This is a genomic window from Streptomyces gilvosporeus (genome assembly GCF_002082195.1).
Taxonomy (GTDB): domain Bacteria; phylum Actinomycetota; class Actinomycetes; order Streptomycetales; family Streptomycetaceae; genus Streptomyces; species Streptomyces gilvosporeus.
Genome location: NZ_CP020569.1, coordinates 592,152 through 609,815, shown reverse-complemented (window position 1 = coordinate 609,815; position 17,664 = coordinate 592,152). Strand labels below are relative to the sequence as shown.

Below are 17,664 nucleotides of genomic sequence, written 5' to 3'. Positions count from 1 at the left end.
CGTTCGCAACACCTCCTTGCCGAGCGGCTGAGCACAGGAAGCCGGTGAGTCAACGCGTGCTCCCGGTAGTCTCCGTTCAACGGGACGAAGCCTCTCGGCGCGCATCATCGTCCCGTACTGGTGCCGGCAGGTGCCAGCGGGCCAGCCCGTAGAACCATCGCTCCACGGCTGCCATGCGTTCCACCTGCTCGTTCGGCGTCGCCCCCGCGATGAGGACGACTGCGGCGGCGCTCGACACACTGGGCGTCCCCACGCTGGTCGCGCCTGGTGCCAGACGCGGACGGTAGGAGACCACACCGCTCAGCGGGCAGGTGGCGGGGAGGTGCATCAGCCTGCCCGCGCGCGGCGGGAGGAGCACACAGCCGAACAGGCCACGAGGTGGTGGGGCATGCCGTGGGGGGAGGCCGATCGGCAGCCCGGCTTGGCCGCGGGCCGAGCAGAGGTTGAGATCTACACCGTAGGCGAGTTGGGAGACGTCGTTGATGCCGCATCCGCCGGTCCGTGCGGCGATCTCGCAGAGTGAAACGGTGCGGTCGGCCGCGAGAAACAACTCGGCGTGAAAGCTGGTCGGTTCCTCGACACACGGCAGCGCGGCAATGACCGAAGCCGTGAACTCCTCCAGGACGCGGGCAGTTTCGGAGCCGGCGGACAGCATCACCACTGTCTGCGGGCGGCCCTGTTCAAGTGCTTTCATCGGCGGCTGGACGTACGCGCTTGACCAGGCGTGCAGCACCTGTCCGCCAGACATGATGCCGTTGACGTGGAAGAGACGGGCATCGACATACTCCTCGGCGAGCAGACCCCAGGGCTCGTCCGGCCCCATGCACAGCCCTGCCGCCCACTGTTCGACCGCCCGTCGGTCCGCTAGGACCCGCACCCCCACTGACCCCGAACCCGAACGGCGCTTGACCACGATGGGGCCGCCCACCTCGGCGGCGAAATCCACCAGCCCTCCGACACAGTCCACCGCCCTGAACCGCGGCACCGCCAGACCTGCCTCGGACACCAGCGTCTTCATCCGGTGCTTGTCACGAAAGGCCAATGCCGACTCGACGCTCTGACCGGGCACGCCCAGCCATTGCCGGATCCGGGCCGCGCGGACCACGTCCGCCTCACTCAGCGACACCACCCGCCGCACCTTGTGCTCCTGTCCCAGACGCACGGCCCGGATCTCGACCGCACCGTTTCTGTTGTACTCAGCGAACTCCTCGCTCCACGCCCATCCGGACGGGTCCTTCGGCCTGCTGCCCGCCGCAGCCAGCAAGAACAGCGGGCCGGCCCCGGCGAGCCACTCCTGATAGGGATGGGAGGCCGGATTCTTCTTGCTCAGGATCAGCACGCTCATACTGTCCGCGGCCCCCTGGGTTGCGCCTCCAGCGCGAGCGGGACACCGCATTGGCCACGCAAACTCTGCGCCAACAGGTGAACACCGAAGGCCCGTTGATATGCGCCCGTGATCCCGGCTCCACCTGCACGGCAAGCAACCTCACAGAGCGTCATCGAACCGTCTCGACCCACGAAGACCTCGACACAGAACCCGGTAGGTTCAGCCGGTGCAGGAAGTGCACGAACAGTCTCGGCAGCCAAGGCACCCAGTGCAGTGGTACGCGGGTCCGACACGTCGAGCAGAACACCGCGGGTACGCCCACGACGGGAGTACGAGTCGGCACCGCCCCCTACGTAGGCCGACGGCCGGGCGTGCAGGAGTCGGCCACCGGCCATCATCCCGTCCACACGGCACAGGTCTCCGGTGACGTAGGACTCCACCAACCACCCACCAGGCATCCCATCGGGGCGCCGAACGGTTCCCGCGCTCACGAAGTCGAGCAGATCCGCCTCGTCGTCGATTCGCCGCGCCTGTGGCGAAGAACCGCTCATCCGCGGCTTCACCACGACCGGGTAGCCATGTGTGTCGGCGAAGGCCACGAGGTCCAGCGCAGCTGTCACCGGGGCCATGGGCGCGACCGGGATACCTGCACTCGCCGCCCGTTTCTTCATGGCGTACTTGTCCCGGAACGCCCTGGCCGACTCCTCGCTTTGCCCCACCACCCCAAGACGACGGCGCAGCCGTGCCGCTCGCAGGAGGTCGAACTCCGAGACGGTGGCGATGCGCTCGAAGCCGAATCGCGCATGCAGACGTTCGACGCCGAGCTCCGCCGCGGGGGAGTCGTACCCGTCGACCACCTCGACATGGCGGAAACGCCGGCCGCCATCCACCAGGCCGACGGCGTCGGCCACCGCTCTCGACGTGAGGACCACCACGCGCTCGGCACTGTCGGGCAGCCAGGTGTGGAGCAGGGGAAGAGGATCTGCCATGAGAGTGAGGATCACGGCACCAGCTTGGCGGATCGTGCACCGCTCGTGCGGTCTCTCCGAACGGGACACGCCTTGCCGACGACGGGACTGTAAAGAGAACATAGCCAAGGACGAGTCGGGGGACGCGAAAGATCTCCGGCACACGATCGACCGGGAGTTCACCACCACCGGCCGCAGCAGCGCCGACACCGCTGCGGCCGGTGGCCGACTGGGTCACGAGCAGCGCCGAGCAGTACTCCGCGTAGAACAACCGACGCGACCGGCTGCTCGGCCTGTGGGGCCCGGATTCCACGCCCCGTCAATCACTGCCCGTCAGTCCTCCACGCCGTAGTACTGCGCAAGGAAGGCGATGACGTCCTCCGCGTGCGGCTGCAGCTCCGGCAGGTACGTGCCCAGCGCCGTGCGCACGGCGCCGGTGAGTTCGGTGCGGCCGGTGGCCGCGGCCCTGACGTACGGGTCGAGGCGGCGGACCAGTTCGTAGTTGCTGTCCAGGTCGAGTTCCCGCATGGTGCGCTCCAGCGGCGGGGCGTCGGTCGGCGGTACGGGCGGCAGGAGCCGGCTGACGAACGTGACGCGGTGCATGACCCGCCAGCACGGCGGCTTCCGGTCGGACTGGCGCGCCTGCCGCAGCGCGGCCGCGTTGGGGTCGGTGCCGTTCTCCAGCCAGGACGGGTCGACGACCTTGTGGAAGAAGGTGTCGAAGTGCTCGGTGTCCTCGCCGAGGTGGAAGCTGAGGAACCGGTACGCGTCCACCTTGTCCGGGGCGTTGACCGGCTTGCCGTCGGCGTCGAAGACGGGCTTGCGGTGGGCGTCGTACTGCTGGACGTTGCCGGACGGCGCGCACGTGACGTTCAGGCCGAAGGAACGGGTGGCCTGCTTGCCGCGCGCTCGGGTGACGCTCATGCCGCCGCCGACCGACGCGTCCAGCTGCGCATTGACGCCGATGCCCATGACGTCGAAGGAGGTGCCGACGGAGGCGCCCACCGATCCGGACAGCGAGTACGAGCCGGACGTCGTCTCGCTCACCGCGTCCGCGGTCTCCGTCGTCTCGGCGAAGAACCCGCCGTCGGCCGTCCAGACGTAGGTGTTGACCAGGTCGCGCCGGGAGAAGCCGTTCCCGGTGGTACTACCGGCCCTGTCGCGCCCCCTGCCCGGAGCGGTGTCGCCGCCGATGGCGCCGCCCAGGACGCGGCCGGCCCGTTCGGCGGTCGGGTCGGGTGCGTGCGGATCGGTGGAGACCGTCTCGTAGTAGCTGCGCAGCCGCTGCTGCTCGCGCTGGATGCGGCGCTTGACGGCGTAAGCCTCGCGCGGCTTGTAGTAGCTGTACTCGCCGTGCTCGCGCGCCGACGCGTAGTCCGGGTCGAGGACCCGGCCGCGCTCGTCGTAGCCGACCGTGACCAGTAGGCGATCAGGTCCTCCTTCTCGCCCCTGAGCCGGGTGAAGAGGTTGTCCAGCACCTGCTCCTGGGTGCGGGCGGTGCGCCAGATCCGCACCTCCTCCAGGACGCCCTGGAACGCCTGGGTGACATGGTCCCCCTTGAGCCGTGCGCCGAGGGAGAGCTGGGCGTCGCCGTAGTCGGCGAAGTCCGCCGGGTCCAGGGGGTCGCAGGCCAGCGAGACGCCGTTGCGGTAGAGGCGGAAGGCGCTGCCGCGCGGGTCGGGATTGCGGGTCCAGCGCGCTCCCGCAGCCGGGCCGGGTGCGAGCCTGTGGTATCCGCCGCGGTGTTGCCCGCGTTCTCCTCGAACCGCCACTGCGCGGTCAGGCCCCGGTCGCGCGCCGTGACGGGCGTGCCGAGCTGCGCCGCGTCCCGTGCCAGGCCCCACAGCCGCACCTCGGCGACGACGCCGGTCAGGGAGCGGGTCTCCATGCCTTCGCGGACCCGGCCGATGTCGAGCGTGCCGGAGTTGCCCTTGGCACCGGGACCCTCGTAGCGGGCGGAGCCGGCCTCGCGGCCGTCGATGAAGAAGCGGATGTCCTGCCACTCCTGGACGTCGACGGACTCCACGAGCTCCACGGTCTGCTTGACGGGCTTGCCGTCGGCGCCCGCCGCGGTGATCTCCTTGCTGCCCTTGCGCTCCTGCATCGACCGGCCGCTCTTGCGGACGACGGCCAGGCGGTGGAACCTTCCAGTGCCGACGGCCTCGGTGGACGTGAAGCGCACCAGCTTGCCGTCCGGCTCCTCGAAGCCGAACTCCAGCTTCCCGTCGGGCAGTACCAGCAGCCGGTACGGAACGCTGCCGCCGGAGCCGTCGGCGGCGCGGCCCTTGGAGAGCAGGCCCTGTGCCGTATCGAGGGCGTCGACGCGGCAGAAGACCTCGACGGTGAGGTCGTCGGCGATGTCGAGCGCGTCGTTGTCGGGCGCCTCCAGGTACGCGCCGTCGGAGAGCTCGACGGCCCAGGACTGTTCGTAGGCGGCCGCGAGGTGGGCCCACTCGTGCGGGGGGAAGGAGGTCTCCTTGAAAGGTCTCGGTGCCGGCGAACGAATCGCCGGCACCGAGGGGTACACCGAGTCGAGGATTGCTGCTGGGAAGCGCCGCTGACCTGCGAAAGCGAGGTGACGGCGTTTCAGCCATCAAACGATTGACCAGGCCCGCGACCGAGTCAAGGACCGCTTCACGCCACGTGGCGCGCGGCATGCAGCACTGACCCTGGGCAGGCGGGACGGACGAGCTGTCGACGCGCGCTTTGAGTTCGGAGGCATCCAGCGAGTCCGCCTTGCCCGCGAAGTCAGCGATCTTCCGTGAAGCGATGCCGTCCATCCGGACCGCGTACCGTTGCCCACGCCAACGGAGAACTGACCAGCGCCTGGGTGCGGCGACTTGCCCAGGGCTGCACCTCCTGGAGGGAAAACGGCTTGGCCCACCAGAGTGGCGAGGCGTTCTCACTTGGTCCGACGGCCAGACCCGCCTCAACCGTACGGAGAACACCTCGCTCGCCATCGACGGCAACTCGCCCCCTCGGTGACATCGGCCTCGGCGGAGGCCGGCTCGATCAGGGCTGAAGACCTTCGTCTGCTCGGCCAGCCCCCCTGAGGGCGCCTACTGTGGTACCCGCCCGTCACGCGCGATCACCGATGTACGGCGACTTCGGCAGGCCGGGTGGCCGGGAACGGGCTGCCGTCCAGGGTCCAGTGAGGGTCGATGGCGCGGCCGAGCGAGGTGTAGACCTGGGCGGCGATGTCCGGATGACGGATGGAGCCGCCGGGCTGTCCCGGTGCGATTCGTGGACCGGCGCAGGCGACCCAGGCAGTGCGCTCCTCGACGGTGTCTCCGCCGTGGCCGCCGTCGTCGACGTGGCCGTGGTCGGTGACGACAATGACGGTCCAGGCCTCGCTCGCATACGTCGTGCGGTTGCGGACGGCCTCGAGCAGGCGGCCGAGACGCTCGTCGGCGCTGAGCACCGCCTGGCGGTACTCGGGTCCGCACCCCAGAAAGTGAGCGGTCTCGTCCACCGCGCCGAGGTAGACGAAGGAAGCCTCGGGGTCGGAGTGCGTCAGGACGTGGGCCGCCTCGGCCGTGACCTGCTCGTCGCAGTCGTCCCATGCTTCGGGGGTGTCGGCGGCGGGCGCTATGAAGGACAGTCGGCTCGGGGCCTTGAACAGGGGTCCGCCGCTGTGCTGGATCATCAGTGGCTCCCAGCCGGCCGCGACGAATGTCCGTCGCCGGTCCACCTGGGCGAGGCGGGTGGCGAAGTCGGGGAAGACATCGAGCCGGTTGGCAGAGAAGTTGTTGCCCCAGATGCCGTGCTTGGCGGGGCTGACGCCGGTGACGATGGTGGCCCAGCAGGGGCCCGACATCGTCGGGGTTCCGGCGTCCACCTCCATGGGCGCCAGGAAGCCGGCTTCGGCGAGGGAGTCGAGGTTCGGGGTCGGCAGCTCCTGGAGCAGGTCGTACCGGACCCCGTCGATACCGACGACGAGGACGTGGGGTGTGGCGGCGTCGAGGGGGTCGGGCATGGTCGGCGTTTCCTCTCGGTGGTGCTTGCTGGGCCTCACCATGCCGGGGGCGGGTACCGGGTGGGGGCATCGGAGAGAAGCCGAAGTGTCGGGGAGCTGTCTTCTCGGCAAGCGTGCCCTGGGGCGCGGGGGCGGGTTCCGGCGGATCAGGCGGTCCCGGGCTCTGCCGGTCGCCGGGTGAGGGGGTTGGCGCCGATCGAGTTGTGGACGGAGAAGCTCACCGAGCCCGGGCGGTAGCGGTCGTCGGACCATTCGACGGGACGGCCGGTGTGTGTGGTGGTGACCCGGCGCACCCGCAGGAGCGGGCTGCCACGGCGGACGCCGAGCAGTGCGGCGTCGCGGGTGCCCGCCGCCACGGCGTCGATCAGATGCTCGCCGTAGCTGAAGACCAGCCCCGTGGCCTCGTACAGCCGCTGGGTGACCGAGGTGCAGTCCGGCTCGATGTCCTCGACGGCCGGGGCGATCCAGTCCGCGTAGACCGTGCGCTCCAGCAGAACGCGTTCCCCGTCCAGGCCGCGTACGCGCAGTACGTGCAGCACCTCGGCCTCGTCCGGAAGATGCAGCCGCACCGTGTCTTCCGCGGTGGCTCTGCGGCGCTCGGAGGAGATCACGGTGCCCGATGCGGTGCGGCCCATGGCTTGCGCCCACTGGGCGAAGCTGCGCAGTTCGCCGAAGCTCTGACTGCGCCTGCTCGCCAGGACCACGCGCCGGGCGCCCTGCCGCGAGCCGATGAGGCCCTCCGCCGTCAGCGTGGCGACCGCCTGTCGTACGGTGCCGCGGGAGACGTCGTAGCGGGCGGCGAGTTCGGCCTCCGAGGGGAGCCGTGCGCCGACCGTGTACTGCTCGCGGTCGATGGCCTGACGGAGTTCTTCGGCTATCTGCTCGTGCCGTGCCGCCACGGGGCTCCCTTCGTCGGTCAACCGCCGTTGGCCAACTGTCCTTGGTCAGTGGAGAACTGCGCACAGTGCGCAGGGTCGGCAGCGTAGCCGACGCGGGCTTCCGAGCGTCGTCGCGACGAGGCGCCCGCGGTCATCCGCGGTCATCCGTCGCCTTCGGACGTATGGCTTCCCTGTTCACCATCCCTGTTCAAAGGGGGATACAAAAGGGGATGCAAAGAGGGCTACCCGTCTCTCGATGGCGCCGCAGGGTTGTTCCGGCGTTCATCTCGGCGACAGGAAGGCCGTGCCTACTGAGGCCGACTTGTTCAGACAAGTCGTTGGCACCCCCCTCTTGCCACTGGTACACATCAGGAGACGTTGTGACCACGTTGTCCCCCAGAACAGCAGCCCTCCCCAGGACAGCAGTCCTCACCGGCGGCCTCGCCGTCGCCGCACTCACCCTCAGCGCCTGCGGCGCCGCCCCCACTGCACAGGGCGGCGCAGGAACCGAGAAGGCGGCCACCGCCACGTCCGCCCAGGAATTCGGTGGCATGAACGCCCTGGTCGCCGCCGCCAAGAAGGAGGGCGAGATTCATGCGATCGCCCTGCCCCGGGACTGGGCGAACTACGGCGCCCTGATCGACGGGTTCCAGAAGAAGTACGGGATCAAGGTCAAGGTCGAGAACCCGGACGGCAGCAGCCAGGACGAGATCAACGCGATCACCTCCCGCAAGGGCCAGGACCGCGCCCCCGACGTCGTCGACCTCGGCAGTTCCTTCGCGCTGAGCGCAGCCCAGCAGGGGCTGCTCGCCCCGTACAAGGTCGCCGCCTTCGACAAGATCCCGGCGCAGCAGAAGGATGCCCAGGCCCGTTGGTACAACGACTACGGCGGCTATGTCTCCATCGGCTGTGACGCCAAGCGCGTCAAGAAGTGCCCGACCACGTTCGCCGAGCTGCGGGGGTCCCAGTACAAGGGCCAGGTTGCGCTCAACGGCAACCCGACCAAGTCCGGCTCCGCCTTCGGCGGCGTCTATGCGGCCGCGCTCGCCAACCACGGCTCGTTCGACGACATCCAGCCCGGCCTGGACCTCTTCGCCGAGCTGAAGAAGAACGGCAACTACACCCCGGTGGAATCCACTCCGGCCACGGTCGAGAAGGGCGAGACGCCGATCAGCATCGACTGGGACTACCTCAACGCCGGCTACGCCGAGGAGTTCAAGAGCAAGGGCGTGGACTGGAAGGTCACCGTCCCCAAGGACGGGCAGTTCTCCCAGTACTACTCGCAGGCCCTCAACAAGGACGCCCCGCACCCGGCCGCGGCCCGCCTGTGGGAGGAGTACCTCTACAGCACCGAGGGCCAGAACCTGTGGCTCAAGGGCTCTGCCCGGCCCGCGCTGATGGCGGCCATGGAGAAGGACGGCACCCTGGACAAGACCGCCGCGGCCAAGCTGCCGGAGGTCACCGGCGCGCCGAAGTTCCCGACCGAGGCGCAGCAGGCCAAGGCCAAGCAGGTCCTGGGCCAGGGCTGGGGGAAGGCCGTCTCCGGGTGACGTCCTCCATGACCACGCTCACCGACACCGCCGTGGCGGCCGCCGTCCCCGTACGGCGCCGCCGCTCGGCCGGGTGGCTGGCGGTGGCCCCGTTGCTCGCCTTCGTGGCACTGAGCTTCGGGGCCCCCGCCCTGGCCATGCTGGGCGGCGCCTTCACCGCCAAGGATCCGGCCACCGGAGCCACCTCGTACACCACGGCCAACTTCACCGCCTCCCTGCACGGCGCCTACCTCACCGCCCTGCTCGGCAGCATCAAGCTCTCCGCCGTGTCGGCGGGGATCGCTGCCGTGCTCGGGCTGCTGCTCGCCCAGGCCGTGGTCACCTCCCGCTTCCGGGCCCTGCGGGAAGCCGTGCTCACCGCCTCCGGAGTGCTCGCCAACTTCGGCGGCGTGCCCCTGGCCTTCGCATTCGTGGCCACCCTCGGCAACTCCGGTGTGCTCACCGGCCGACTGGGCCTGGCCCACGATGGGTGGGACCTGTACAGCTTCTGGGGCCTGACCCTGACCTATCTCTACTTCCTCATCCCGCTGATGGTGCTCACTGTCACCCCCGCTCTGGACGGACTGCGCTCCCAGTGGCGCGAAGCGGCGCAGAACAACGGCGCGACAGCCGCCCAGTACTGGCGGCATATCGCCCTGCCGGTGCTGGCGCCCTCGCTGCTCGGCGGACTGGTCCTGCTCTTCGGCAGCGCCTTCGCCGCGTACGCCACCGCCGCGGCCATGGTGGGCAGTTCGGTCCCGCTGGTGACCCTCCAGATCGCGGACGCCATCTCCGGCAACGTGCTGGTCGGACAGGAGAACGTGGCGCTGGCCATGAGTCTGGACATGGTCGCGGTCGCCTGCCTGGTGATGGCCGTGTACCTGCCCCTGCAACGACGGAGCGCACGATGGCTCGACTGACGACTCTGAAGCTGCGCGGTGCGGGCGCTCGCCGCCCGCGGCTGTGGCGCGGGGCGATCCTCGCGTGCGCCGCCGTGTACTTCCTGGTGCCCCTGGCGGCCTCCGTGGTCTTCACGATCGACGTGCCCGGCAAGGGGGTCACCTTCGACGCCTACACCCAGATCTTCCGCGCCGACGGTTTCGCCTCCAGCCTGCTGCTCTCGCTGGAACTCGCCGCCGCCACCATCGCCGTGGTGCTCGTGCTGATGGTCCCGGCCATGGTCGCCCTGCGGCTGGGCGCGCCCCGGCTCCGCCCGGTCGTGGAGGTCGTCTGCTCGCTGCCGCTCGTGGTACCGCCGATCGCCCTGGTGGCCGGGATCGGCACGGTACTGAAATGGGGACCCGAGCACCTGGCCTCGACCCCGTTCTTCCAGACACTGGTGGCGATCCAGAACCCCTCCTTCCCCGCCGTGCTGGTCCTGGCGTACACCGTGATGGCGCTGCCGTTCGTGTACCGGGCGCTCGACGCCGGACTGCGGGCCGTGGACATCCGCACCCTGACCGAGGCCGCCCGCAGCTGCGGTACCAGCTGGCCGCGCGCCCTGCTGCACGCGGTGCTGCCCAACCTGCGCGGCGCGCTGCTGAACGCCTCGTTCCTCACCTTGGCGCTGGTGCTCGGCGAGTTCACCGTCGCCCAACTGCTCGGCTTCCAGCCCTTCGCCGTGTGGATCGTCAACATCAGTGGCTCGCAAGCGCAGTTGTCCGTCGCCGTGTCCGTGCTCAGCCTGCTGATCACCTGGGCGCTGCTGCTGGCCCTCGCCTCGTTCGGCGGCGGGTCCCACCGGGGTGACGGACGCCGCGGCAATCCCCCTCGTACCGCCCGTACCCCCTGTAGCACTCGTACTGCCCGTACTGCCCGTACCGCCCGTATCGCCGAGGAGTGACCGGCTCCATGACCAACCCCAACACCACCACCACCGTCCTGGCCACGGACTCGGACTCGGACGGTCACCGGCCCCAAGTGGCCGGAGCCACCGTCGCATTCCGTACCCTGCGCCGCGCTTTCGGTGCCACCGTGGCCCTCGACGGACTCGATCTCACCGTGCACCCAGGTGAACTCCTCGCCCTCCTGGGCCCGTCCGGCTGCGGCAAGACCACCGCGCTGCGCATGCTGGCCGGTTTCGAGTACCCCGACTCCGGTCAGGTCCTCGTCGACGGCCGGGACGTCACCGCCGTCCCGGCGCACCGCCGCGACACCGGCATGGTCTTCCAGTCCTACAGCCTCTTCCCGCATCTGAACGCCCTGGACAACGTGGCCTTCGGGCTGCGCATGCGGAAGGTACGGACGGCCCTGCGCCGCACTCGCGCCGCCGAACTGCTCGACCTGGTCGGCCTGCCCGACCACGGCAGCCGCTATCCGCACCAGCTCTCCGGCGGCCAGCAGCAGCGCATCGCCCTCGCCAGGGCCCTGGCACTGCGCCCGCGCGTCCTGCTGCTGGACGAGCCGCTGTCCGCCCTGGACGCCAAGGTCCGGCTCACCCTGCGCGAGGAGATCCGGCGCCTGCAACAGGAGTTGGGCATCACCACCTTGTTCGTCACCCACGACCAGGAGGAGGCCCTGTCGATGGCCGACCGCGTGGCGGTGATGCGGGGCGGCCGGCTGGAGCAGTGCGCGACGCCGGCCGACCTGTACGCCCGGCCCGCCACCGCCTTCGTCGCCGAGTTCGTCGGAACCATGAGCCGCATCCCCGGCCGCATCGTCGACAGCGGGACCGTCGAGGTGCTCGGCCGCCGGCTGCCACTCGACGGCGGGGCGCCCGCAGCGGCGGCAGGTGAGGTCGACGTACTCGTACGGCCCGAGGCGGTGCGGCTCGGCCACGACCCGGCCGGCCAGGCCCGGGTCGTCGCCACCGCCTTCCTCGGCGCCGTCACCCGCGTGACCGTGACGCTGTCCGACGGTACGTCCGTCAAGGCCGACCTGCCCACCGAGTCCGCCGCCGGCCTCCCGCCCGGCTCGCCGGTGGCCGTCACCCTGCCCGACCGCCCCGTCCTCGTCGCCCCCCGCGCGGCCTGATCCTCTTCCGCCTTCCGCCTGCCCCTTCCCGTTTCCGATTCCGTTTCCGACCACCCCACCCATCCGAAAGAGAGCTCCGTGTCAGCCGATACCCCCCACAACCACCCTCTGCAAGCCGTCCTCTTCGACATGGACGGCACCCTCGTGGACACCGAGGAACTGTGGTGGCAGGCGGTCCAGGAGGTGGCCGGTCCGATCGGCCACCGGCTCACAGACGCCGACATACCCGAAGTGCTGGGCCGGGCGGTTCACCACACCGCGGCGCACCTGCACCGCGTCACGGACGGCGCACGGTCCGCGGGTGAACTGTGCGGCGCCCTCGAAGCGCGCTTCACCGCACTCGTCTCCACACAGGTGCGCCCGCTGCCCGGCGCCCTCACCCTGCTCGACGCGCTCGCCGCCGAGGGAGTGCCGGTCGGCCTGGTGACCGCGTCCCCGCGCAGCGTGGCCGACCTGGTGCTCCGGGCCCTGGGCGCGAACCGGTTCGCCGTCTCGGTGACGGCGGGCGAGACACCGCGCACCAAACCCGCGCCCGACCCGTACCTCGCCGCCGTACGGCAGCTCGGCGCCGCGCCCCCTGCGTGCGTCGCCGTGGAGGACACGCCCACCGGGGTCACCTCCGCCGAAGCCGCCGGGTGCCGGGTACTGGCGGTGCCCTCCGCCGTGCCGATACCTTCAGCGCACGGGCGGGCCGTGGTGAGCAGCCTGGTCGAGGCGGATCCGGCGCTGCTGCGGGCACTGGTGAAAGACCGTTCCTTTAACGCCCTGACCTGAAACGAGTCGACCACACACCGGGACCAGTCCAGTCGCGCTGCGGCGTTGAGCTCGGCGAACAGCACCCCATGCAGCCGCTGCCACACACCGGCCTCGTTCCCGTCACGCAGGCGCCGTCGGCACGTCATTCCCGGGCCGAAGCCCAGCTCTTTCGGCAGGTGCTCCCGCGATCTCACTGATGCGCCGGGGAGAAAGCCGCCAAGGCTGCCCCGAAGGCCAGATGGCGTCGGCGTGAACCCTGGGGAACATCTACGTCCGGAGGGTTACCTTCCGGTAGTTCTCTTGGCTAGAAGAGAGCGGTGACCCTCACCCGCAGAAAAGTCCTGGCGGGAGCGGCTGCTGCTGCCGCCCTCGCTCCGCTCGCCACCGAGCGCCTCGCCACCGCGGTGCAGGCGCCCTCCACCGCCCTTCCCGCTCCGGAGCAGTCCGGTATCGATCACGTCGTGGTCGTGATGATGGAGAACCGTTCCTTCGACCACTACCTCGGCTGGCTGCCCGGCGCCGACGGCAAGCAGGCCGGCCTGACGTACACCGACCGCAACGGCGTCGCGCACAGCACGCAGCATCTCCAGACCACCCAGGGCTGCGGCAACGCCGACCCCGACCACAGCTTCGAGGGCGGGCGGATCGAGTACAACGACGGCAAGTGCGACGGCTGGCTGCGCGCGGGCGCCAATGACGAGTTCGCGATCGGCTACTACCAGCAGGACGATCTCGCGTTCTACGGCAAGGCCGCGCCCGCCTGGACGGTCTGCGACCGGTACTTCTCGGCGACCATGGCCGAGACGTACCCGAACCGCTTCTACCAGCACTCGGCGCAGACCGACCGGATCCACAACTCCACGGTCACGGCGACCATACCGACCATCTGGGACCGGGTCGCCGACGCCGGGCTGCGCGGGCGGTACTACTTCAACGACGTGCCGTTCACCGCCCTGTGGGGCACGAAGTACGCGGGAATCTCCCACCCGTTCGGCCAGTTCCTCACCGACTGCGCGAGCGGCAACCTGCCCGAGGTGTCGTTCGTGGACCCGAAGTTCCTCGACGAGGACAGCGGCTCCTCCGCCGACGACCACCCGCACGCCGACATCCGCGCCGGCCAGTACTTCCTGAGCCAGGTCTACAAGGCGGTCACCACCAGCCCTGCCTGGGAGCGGACCCTGCTGGTGATCAACTACGACGAGTGGGGCGGCTTCTTCGACCACGTCCCGCCCACCACAGCGCCCGACGCCCACCCCGACTGGGGTCTGCGCGGCTTCCGGGTGCCGTGCCTGGTCATCTCCCCGCGCGCCCGGCGCGGCCACATCGCGCACGGCACATACGACCACGCCTCCGTCCTCAAGGCGATCGAGTGGCGCTGGAAGCTGCCCGCGCTCACTCCCCGCGACTCCGCCGCGAACAACCTCGCCGAGGTCCTGGACTTCACCAACCCGCCGGACCTCACCGCACCGCAGTACTCCGTGCCGCCCTTCACCGGCCTGCCGTGCCCGCCTGGCCAACTCGCCGACTTCGAGCAGTGGACCGCGCTGCGCGACAAGGCCATATCCGACGGATGGAAGCTCCCGTAACGCCATGAAACACCGACTCACCTGCAGCCGACGCCGCCTCCTGGCCCTCCTCGTCGGTTTCACCGCCCTCGTGGCGGGGGCCGCCGGCACGATGCTGGTACAGCAGGCCGGGGCTTCCCCCATCGCGTCCCCGAAGCCCCAGCACGTCTTCGTCATCAACCTGGAGAACAAGGGCTACGACGAGACCTGGGGGCCCGACTCCAAGGCGCCGTACCTCAGCAAGACGCTGCGGTCCCAGGGCGTGCTGCTGTCGCAGTACTACGGCACCGGCCACAACAGCCTGGACAACTACCTTTCTCAGATATCCGGCCAGGCGCCCAACGCCGCCACCCAGGCGGACTGCCAGACCTTCACGCCCTTCGTGCAGACCGGGACCGTCGCCCCGCAGCAGGCCGTCGGCCAGGGCTGCGTCTACCCGAGCGGCGTCAAGACGCTCGCCGACCAGCTGACCGCCACCGGGCACAGCTGGAAGGGGTACATGGAGGACATGGGAACGCCGTGCCGCCATCCGCAGCTCGGCGCGGTGGACGACACGCAGAAGGCCAAGGTCGGCGACCAGTACGCGACCCGGCACAACCCGTTCATGTACTTCCACTCGATCATCGACCAGGCGGACTCCTGCGCCCAGCACGTGGTCGACCTCTCCGCCCTCACCACCGACCTGAAGAGCACCTCGACCACGCCTGCGCTGAGCTACCTCACGCCGAACCTGTGCGACGACGGGCACGACGCGCCCTGCGTGGACGGCCGACCCGGCGGCCTGGTCTCCGCCGACGCGTGGTTGAAGCAGTGGGTGCCCGTGATCACCTCCTCTCCCGCCTTCAAGAAGGACGGCATGCTGGTGATCACCTTCGACGAGTCGGACGGGCCCCAGGAGGACGCGAGCGCCTGCTGCGGCGAGGGGCCGGCCCCGAACGCGGCTCTGCCCGGCATCACCGGCCTGGGCGGCGGCCGTACGGGTGCGCTCGTGCTCTCGCCGTTCACGAAGCCCGGTACCTGGAGCAGTACGCCGTACAACCACTACTCGCTGCTGGCCGGCATCGAGGACCAGTTCGGGCTTCCGTACCTGGGCTATGCCGGGCAGAAGGGGCTGAACCACTTCGGCACGGACGTGTTCAACGCCGGGGTGTGACAAGCGCGTTCACACGACGTCGGTCTCCACTGCCCCTGGCGGGCGGTGGAGACCGAGGTCGTTTCTGACGGGCGTGCCCGTGCCTCCGACTCAGATGAAGGCAGAGGTTGCGGACCGCTGCGCGCTCGCCGGCTTCGGCATCGCCGCTCGTTCGACGCTATTCCACTTGGCGGCGAAACGTCGCATCTCCATCTCGCCGTAGGAGAAGTCGGCGGCCCCGGGTTCGTCCTTGGCGTCCTCGCGGCCCTTCCGCAGATCCCGATACGCGGTCTGAATGGGCGTCGCTTCCTGCTGTGCGCTGTCGCCACGTGTGCGCCGACTGTGCCGCTCCCGCCAAAGACGCTCCTCGGCCAGGATCTGACGTCTGGTCCGATACCACTGGGCCCCTCGCCCCACGTGGAAGGCGTCCAACGCCCCGGAGTCCATCGCCACGACGCGCCGCATCCTGGAGCTGTACGACACCCCGCCCGCCGACGGACCGGTGATATGCGTCGACGAGTTGGGGCCGTTGAACCTGATGCCCCGCAAAGGCAAAGCTTGGCCGGTCAGGCGTCCGCTCAGGCTGTGGGCCACCGACAACCGCTACGGCGGCGTGCGGCACATGCTCGCGGCCCTCAATCTGGCCACCGGCAAGCTGTACTTCCGCATCCGCCCGCGCAAGCGGTGGCGCGAGTTCCCGACTGGACCGAATATTCCGCCCGGGCCGCCTGGGGGCCTTGGGGTGCTGCATGTACCAGGTGTCGGCGGACTGCCGGGAGCGGTGGCGCCCGCGATACGGGTGGCGCTCGACGAAAGCCCGCGGCCGGCAAGTCGGTCGGCAAGAGCCCGCGGCAGGCATCGCCGCCTCTCGTAGTCCGGCAGTGCAGCCGGGAGTTCTGGGGTGCGCTCGGGCCGTCACCCGGGCTCTCGTGTGTGGCTGGATGAGAGCCAAAACGTTCGAATGTGTGCCCGATGTGCCGTATGCGGGGTAGTAATCCTGTTTCAGCCAAGGTGTCGGGCGGTCTACCGCGCCGCAGCATTCGGATTCTAGGCTTGGTGACTCGCTACTCGGTGTGAGCGCGCCCATCCCTGGGGTGCCGTGCACCCGTTTCCGACTCCATCCCACTCCGCTTCCTGTGCCCTGCCATGCCCGGGTACGGCCGGCCCTTCCGAAAGGTGTCCGGGCCGCCCGTCGCTGTCCGCTGCCTGCTGTGCAAGGAGGACGTTTGTGCCCGCAGAAGTGATCTTCTTCAACGTAGGCCAAGGCGACTGCACGCTGATCGTGTTCCACGACGGCAATCCCTACAACGGCGATTCCGCGGTGCTGGTGGACGCCGGATCCAAGAAGGAGGTCGGTCACGCCGCGTCGGGAGGAACGGATACCACGGCGAAGGCGGAGAACAGGAAACGGGTCAAGGAGAAGATCGCGGGATACCTGGGCGGCCTCAAGAACCCGAACACGCTCGACTACGTCGTTGTCACGCACCCCGATGTGGATCACTACAACCTGATTCCCTACATGCTCCTGGAAGACGACGAGTCGGCGCTGAAATACACCGTCAACAACCTGCTCTACGTGGGAACTCCCGCCGAGCACAATACGAAGCGGGCCACCAAGGCGACCACCCGTGACCTCCTGATTCCGACAAGTAAATACAACCCCAAAATCAAGAAGAAGGAAGTCGTCGCGTCCCCCACCAAACCCCGGAGGCTCGATCTGGCGGGCAGCGGCAGCGGTGATGCCGGCCTCTATGTGATCGCGGCCAATACCGTCTGTACCAAGAACGAGGTGACGGACGCCAAGAAACCCCGCATCGATGGCACCACCTCGGCCCGGCGGATCCCGCTGGCCGGCTGGCCCGGCACCGCGGTGCCGGCCGGATCGGATGACGAGGAAGAACTCGACCTCCCCGCCGAGGCGGAGGACAACCGGAAGTCGATCTGTCTGATGCTGGTCGGCGCGGCCGATGGGGGCAAGGAACAGCGGGTCTTCCTGATGGCAGACGCCGGCCACGAAGTCGAGGACGTCCTGACGGACAAGCGCAACAACGCGCGGTGGACCCCGAAGCTGAAGCGCACCGGGAACACCTGGCTGAAGGTGGGCCACCACGGCAGCGACACCGCGACCTATGCCAAATGGCTGGACCACATCACGCCCGACGGCATGTTCATCAGCTCCGGGACGCTGCCGTTCGGCGTCTCGGGCATCCCGAAATTCTCCCACCTGAAGACGATCGTCCAAAGGTGGATAGACAAGAAGCTGCCGCCGGTGGTGGTCGCCCCGGACCCGGCGAACCCGCTGCTCCCGGACATCGCCTACTACGGGGACACCGCGGGCGACCTGCCCCGCCCGAAGGCGGCGCCCGCCGCGGCCTCCGAAGGCGCCTATTACCGGCTGGAGGGCGGCATCAAGGGAGTCGCCACGACCCTTACCCGGATGCCCGGAAAGGGGCGGGACAAGGACTCCAAGGCGCTCAAGATCTCCCTGGGTCACGATTGGCATCTCGCCATCGATGCCAAGGGTCCCAACACCTATTCGATCACCTATAAGTGAGGGGCC

Annotated in this window: 15 protein-coding genes and 2 pseudogenes; 8 read left to right on the top strand and 9 right to left on the bottom strand. The window is 69.4% G+C overall.

The genetic code is table 11. The features are described 5' to 3' along the window. Window positions 1–76: 76 nt before the first annotated feature. The 7 genes and pseudogenes from B1H19_RS02970 to B1H19_RS02945 all read right to left on the bottom strand — a co-directional run bounded on the left by B1H19_RS02970 (window position 77) and on the right by B1H19_RS02945 (window position 7,170). Complete coding sequence (locus tag B1H19_RS02970; RefSeq protein ID WP_083102690.1) at window positions 77–1,345, bottom strand: ATP-grasp domain-containing protein; 1,269 nt, start codon at window positions 1,343–1,345, stop codon at window positions 77–79. Further along, window positions 1,342–2,331, bottom strand: a complete 990-nt coding sequence (locus tag B1H19_RS02965; RefSeq protein ID WP_083102689.1) for an ATP-grasp domain-containing protein — start codon at window positions 2,329–2,331, stop codon at window positions 1,342–1,344. The genes B1H19_RS02970 and B1H19_RS02965 overlap by 4 nt, the downstream gene beginning before the upstream one ends. 297 nt (window positions 2,332–2,628) lie before the next feature. Continuing rightward, entirely contained in the window at window positions 2,629–3,342 is a 714-nt protein-coding gene (locus tag B1H19_RS02960) for a hypothetical protein (RefSeq protein ID WP_159027965.1), read from the bottom strand. Continuing rightward, window positions 3,339–4,067: a LamG-like jellyroll fold domain-containing protein gene (locus B1H19_RS40735; protein ID WP_359109637.1), complete on the bottom strand. Its 729-nt coding sequence runs from the start codon at window positions 4,065–4,067 to the stop codon at window positions 3,339–3,341. Before B1H19_RS40735 ends, B1H19_RS02960 begins: the two co-directional genes overlap by 4 nt. Before the next feature lie 350 nt (window positions 4,068–4,417). Then, a pseudogene (locus tag B1H19_RS40730) lies at window positions 4,418–4,810 on the bottom strand (LamG-like jellyroll fold domain-containing protein); the annotation flags it as partial. A gap of 573 nt (window positions 4,811–5,383) precedes the next feature. Beyond that, window positions 5,384–6,271, bottom strand: a complete 888-nt coding sequence (locus B1H19_RS02950; RefSeq protein ID WP_083102686.1) for an alkaline phosphatase family protein — start codon at window positions 6,269–6,271, stop codon at window positions 5,384–5,386. Window positions 6,272–6,417: 146 nt separating this feature from the next. Further along, window positions 6,418–7,170, bottom strand: coding sequence for a GntR family transcriptional regulator (locus B1H19_RS02945; protein ID WP_083102685.1), 753 nt, complete (start codon window positions 7,168–7,170; stop codon window positions 6,418–6,420). Window positions 7,171–7,529: 359 nt separating this feature from the next. Here B1H19_RS02945 and B1H19_RS02940 point away from each other — a divergent pair, with 359 nt between their 5' ends. The 5 genes from B1H19_RS02940 (at window position 7,530) to B1H19_RS02920 (ending at window position 12,425) form a co-directional block, all read left to right on the top strand. Next, window positions 7,530–8,699: an ABC transporter substrate-binding protein gene (locus tag B1H19_RS02940; RefSeq protein WP_418361420.1), complete on the top strand. Its 1,170-nt coding sequence runs from the start codon at window positions 7,530–7,532 to the stop codon at window positions 8,697–8,699. Between the two features lie 8 nt (window positions 8,700–8,707). Then, window positions 8,708–9,598, top strand: coding sequence for an ABC transporter permease (locus tag B1H19_RS02935; RefSeq protein ID WP_083109396.1), 891 nt, complete (start codon window positions 8,708–8,710; stop codon window positions 9,596–9,598). Then, window positions 9,586–10,521, top strand: coding sequence for an ABC transporter permease (locus B1H19_RS02930; RefSeq protein ID WP_083102683.1), 936 nt, complete (start codon window positions 9,586–9,588; stop codon window positions 10,519–10,521). Before B1H19_RS02935 ends, B1H19_RS02930 begins: the two co-directional genes overlap by 13 nt. An 8-nt stretch (window positions 10,522–10,529) precedes the next feature. Next, window positions 10,530–11,651, top strand: a complete 1,122-nt coding sequence (locus B1H19_RS02925; RefSeq protein ID WP_083102682.1) for an ABC transporter ATP-binding protein — start codon at window positions 10,530–10,532, stop codon at window positions 11,649–11,651. A gap of 78 nt (window positions 11,652–11,729) precedes the next feature. Beyond that, window positions 11,730–12,425 carry an HAD family hydrolase gene (locus B1H19_RS02920; RefSeq protein ID WP_237289080.1) on the top strand — a complete coding sequence of 232 codons (696 nt, stop codon included), beginning with the start codon at window positions 11,730–11,732 and terminating at the stop codon, window positions 12,423–12,425. Window positions 12,426–12,427: 2 nt separating this feature from the next. Here the strand turns inward: B1H19_RS02920 and B1H19_RS39590 are convergent. Then, a pseudogene (locus tag B1H19_RS39590) lies at window positions 12,428–12,589 on the bottom strand (IS5/IS1182 family transposase); the annotation flags it as partial. A 135-nt stretch (window positions 12,590–12,724) separates the two neighbouring features. On the opposite strand from B1H19_RS39590, the gene B1H19_RS02915 reads away from it, so the two are divergent. Then, the gene (locus tag B1H19_RS02915; RefSeq protein WP_083102681.1) at window positions 12,725–13,993 is read left to right on the top strand and encodes an alkaline phosphatase family protein; all 1,269 of its coding nucleotides are present in this window, start codon (window positions 12,725–12,727) and stop codon (window positions 13,991–13,993) included. 4 nt (window positions 13,994–13,997) lie between these two features. Continuing rightward, entirely contained in the window at window positions 13,998–15,125 is a 1,128-nt protein-coding gene (locus B1H19_RS02910) for an alkaline phosphatase family protein (protein ID WP_107425855.1), read from the top strand. A 90-nt stretch (window positions 15,126–15,215) separates the two neighbouring features. On the opposite strand, the gene B1H19_RS02905 is transcribed toward B1H19_RS02910, so the two are convergent. Then, window positions 15,216–15,698, bottom strand: coding sequence for a hypothetical protein (locus B1H19_RS02905; protein ID WP_159027964.1), 483 nt, complete (start codon window positions 15,696–15,698; stop codon window positions 15,216–15,218). A gap of 634 nt (window positions 15,699–16,332) precedes the next feature. Here B1H19_RS02905 and B1H19_RS02900 point away from each other — a divergent pair. Continuing rightward, a complete protein-coding gene (locus B1H19_RS02900; protein ID WP_159027963.1) occupies window positions 16,333–17,658 on the top strand; it encodes an MBL fold metallo-hydrolase in 1,326 nt (441 codons plus the stop codon). Window positions 17,659–17,664 lie beyond the last annotated feature (6 nt).

Coding starts and splice junctions, on each gene's coding strand:
- B1H19_RS02970 (WP_083102690.1), bottom strand. CDS start 1,345: ATGAGCGTGCTGATCCTGAGCAAGAAGAATCCGGCCTCCCATCCCTAT.
- B1H19_RS02950 (WP_083102686.1), bottom strand. CDS start 6,271: ATGCCCGACCCCCTCGACGCCGCCACACCCCACGTCCTCGTCGTCGGT.
- B1H19_RS02935 (WP_083109396.1), top strand. CDS start 8,708: ATGACCACGCTCACCGACACCGCCGTGGCGGCCGCCGTCCCCGTACGG.
- B1H19_RS02930 (WP_083102683.1), top strand. CDS start 9,586: ATGGCTCGACTGACGACTCTGAAGCTGCGCGGTGCGGGCGCTCGCCGC.
- B1H19_RS02925 (WP_083102682.1), top strand. CDS start 10,530: ATGACCAACCCCAACACCACCACCACCGTCCTGGCCACGGACTCGGAC.
- B1H19_RS02910 (WP_107425855.1), top strand. CDS start 13,998: ATGAAACACCGACTCACCTGCAGCCGACGCCGCCTCCTGGCCCTCCTC.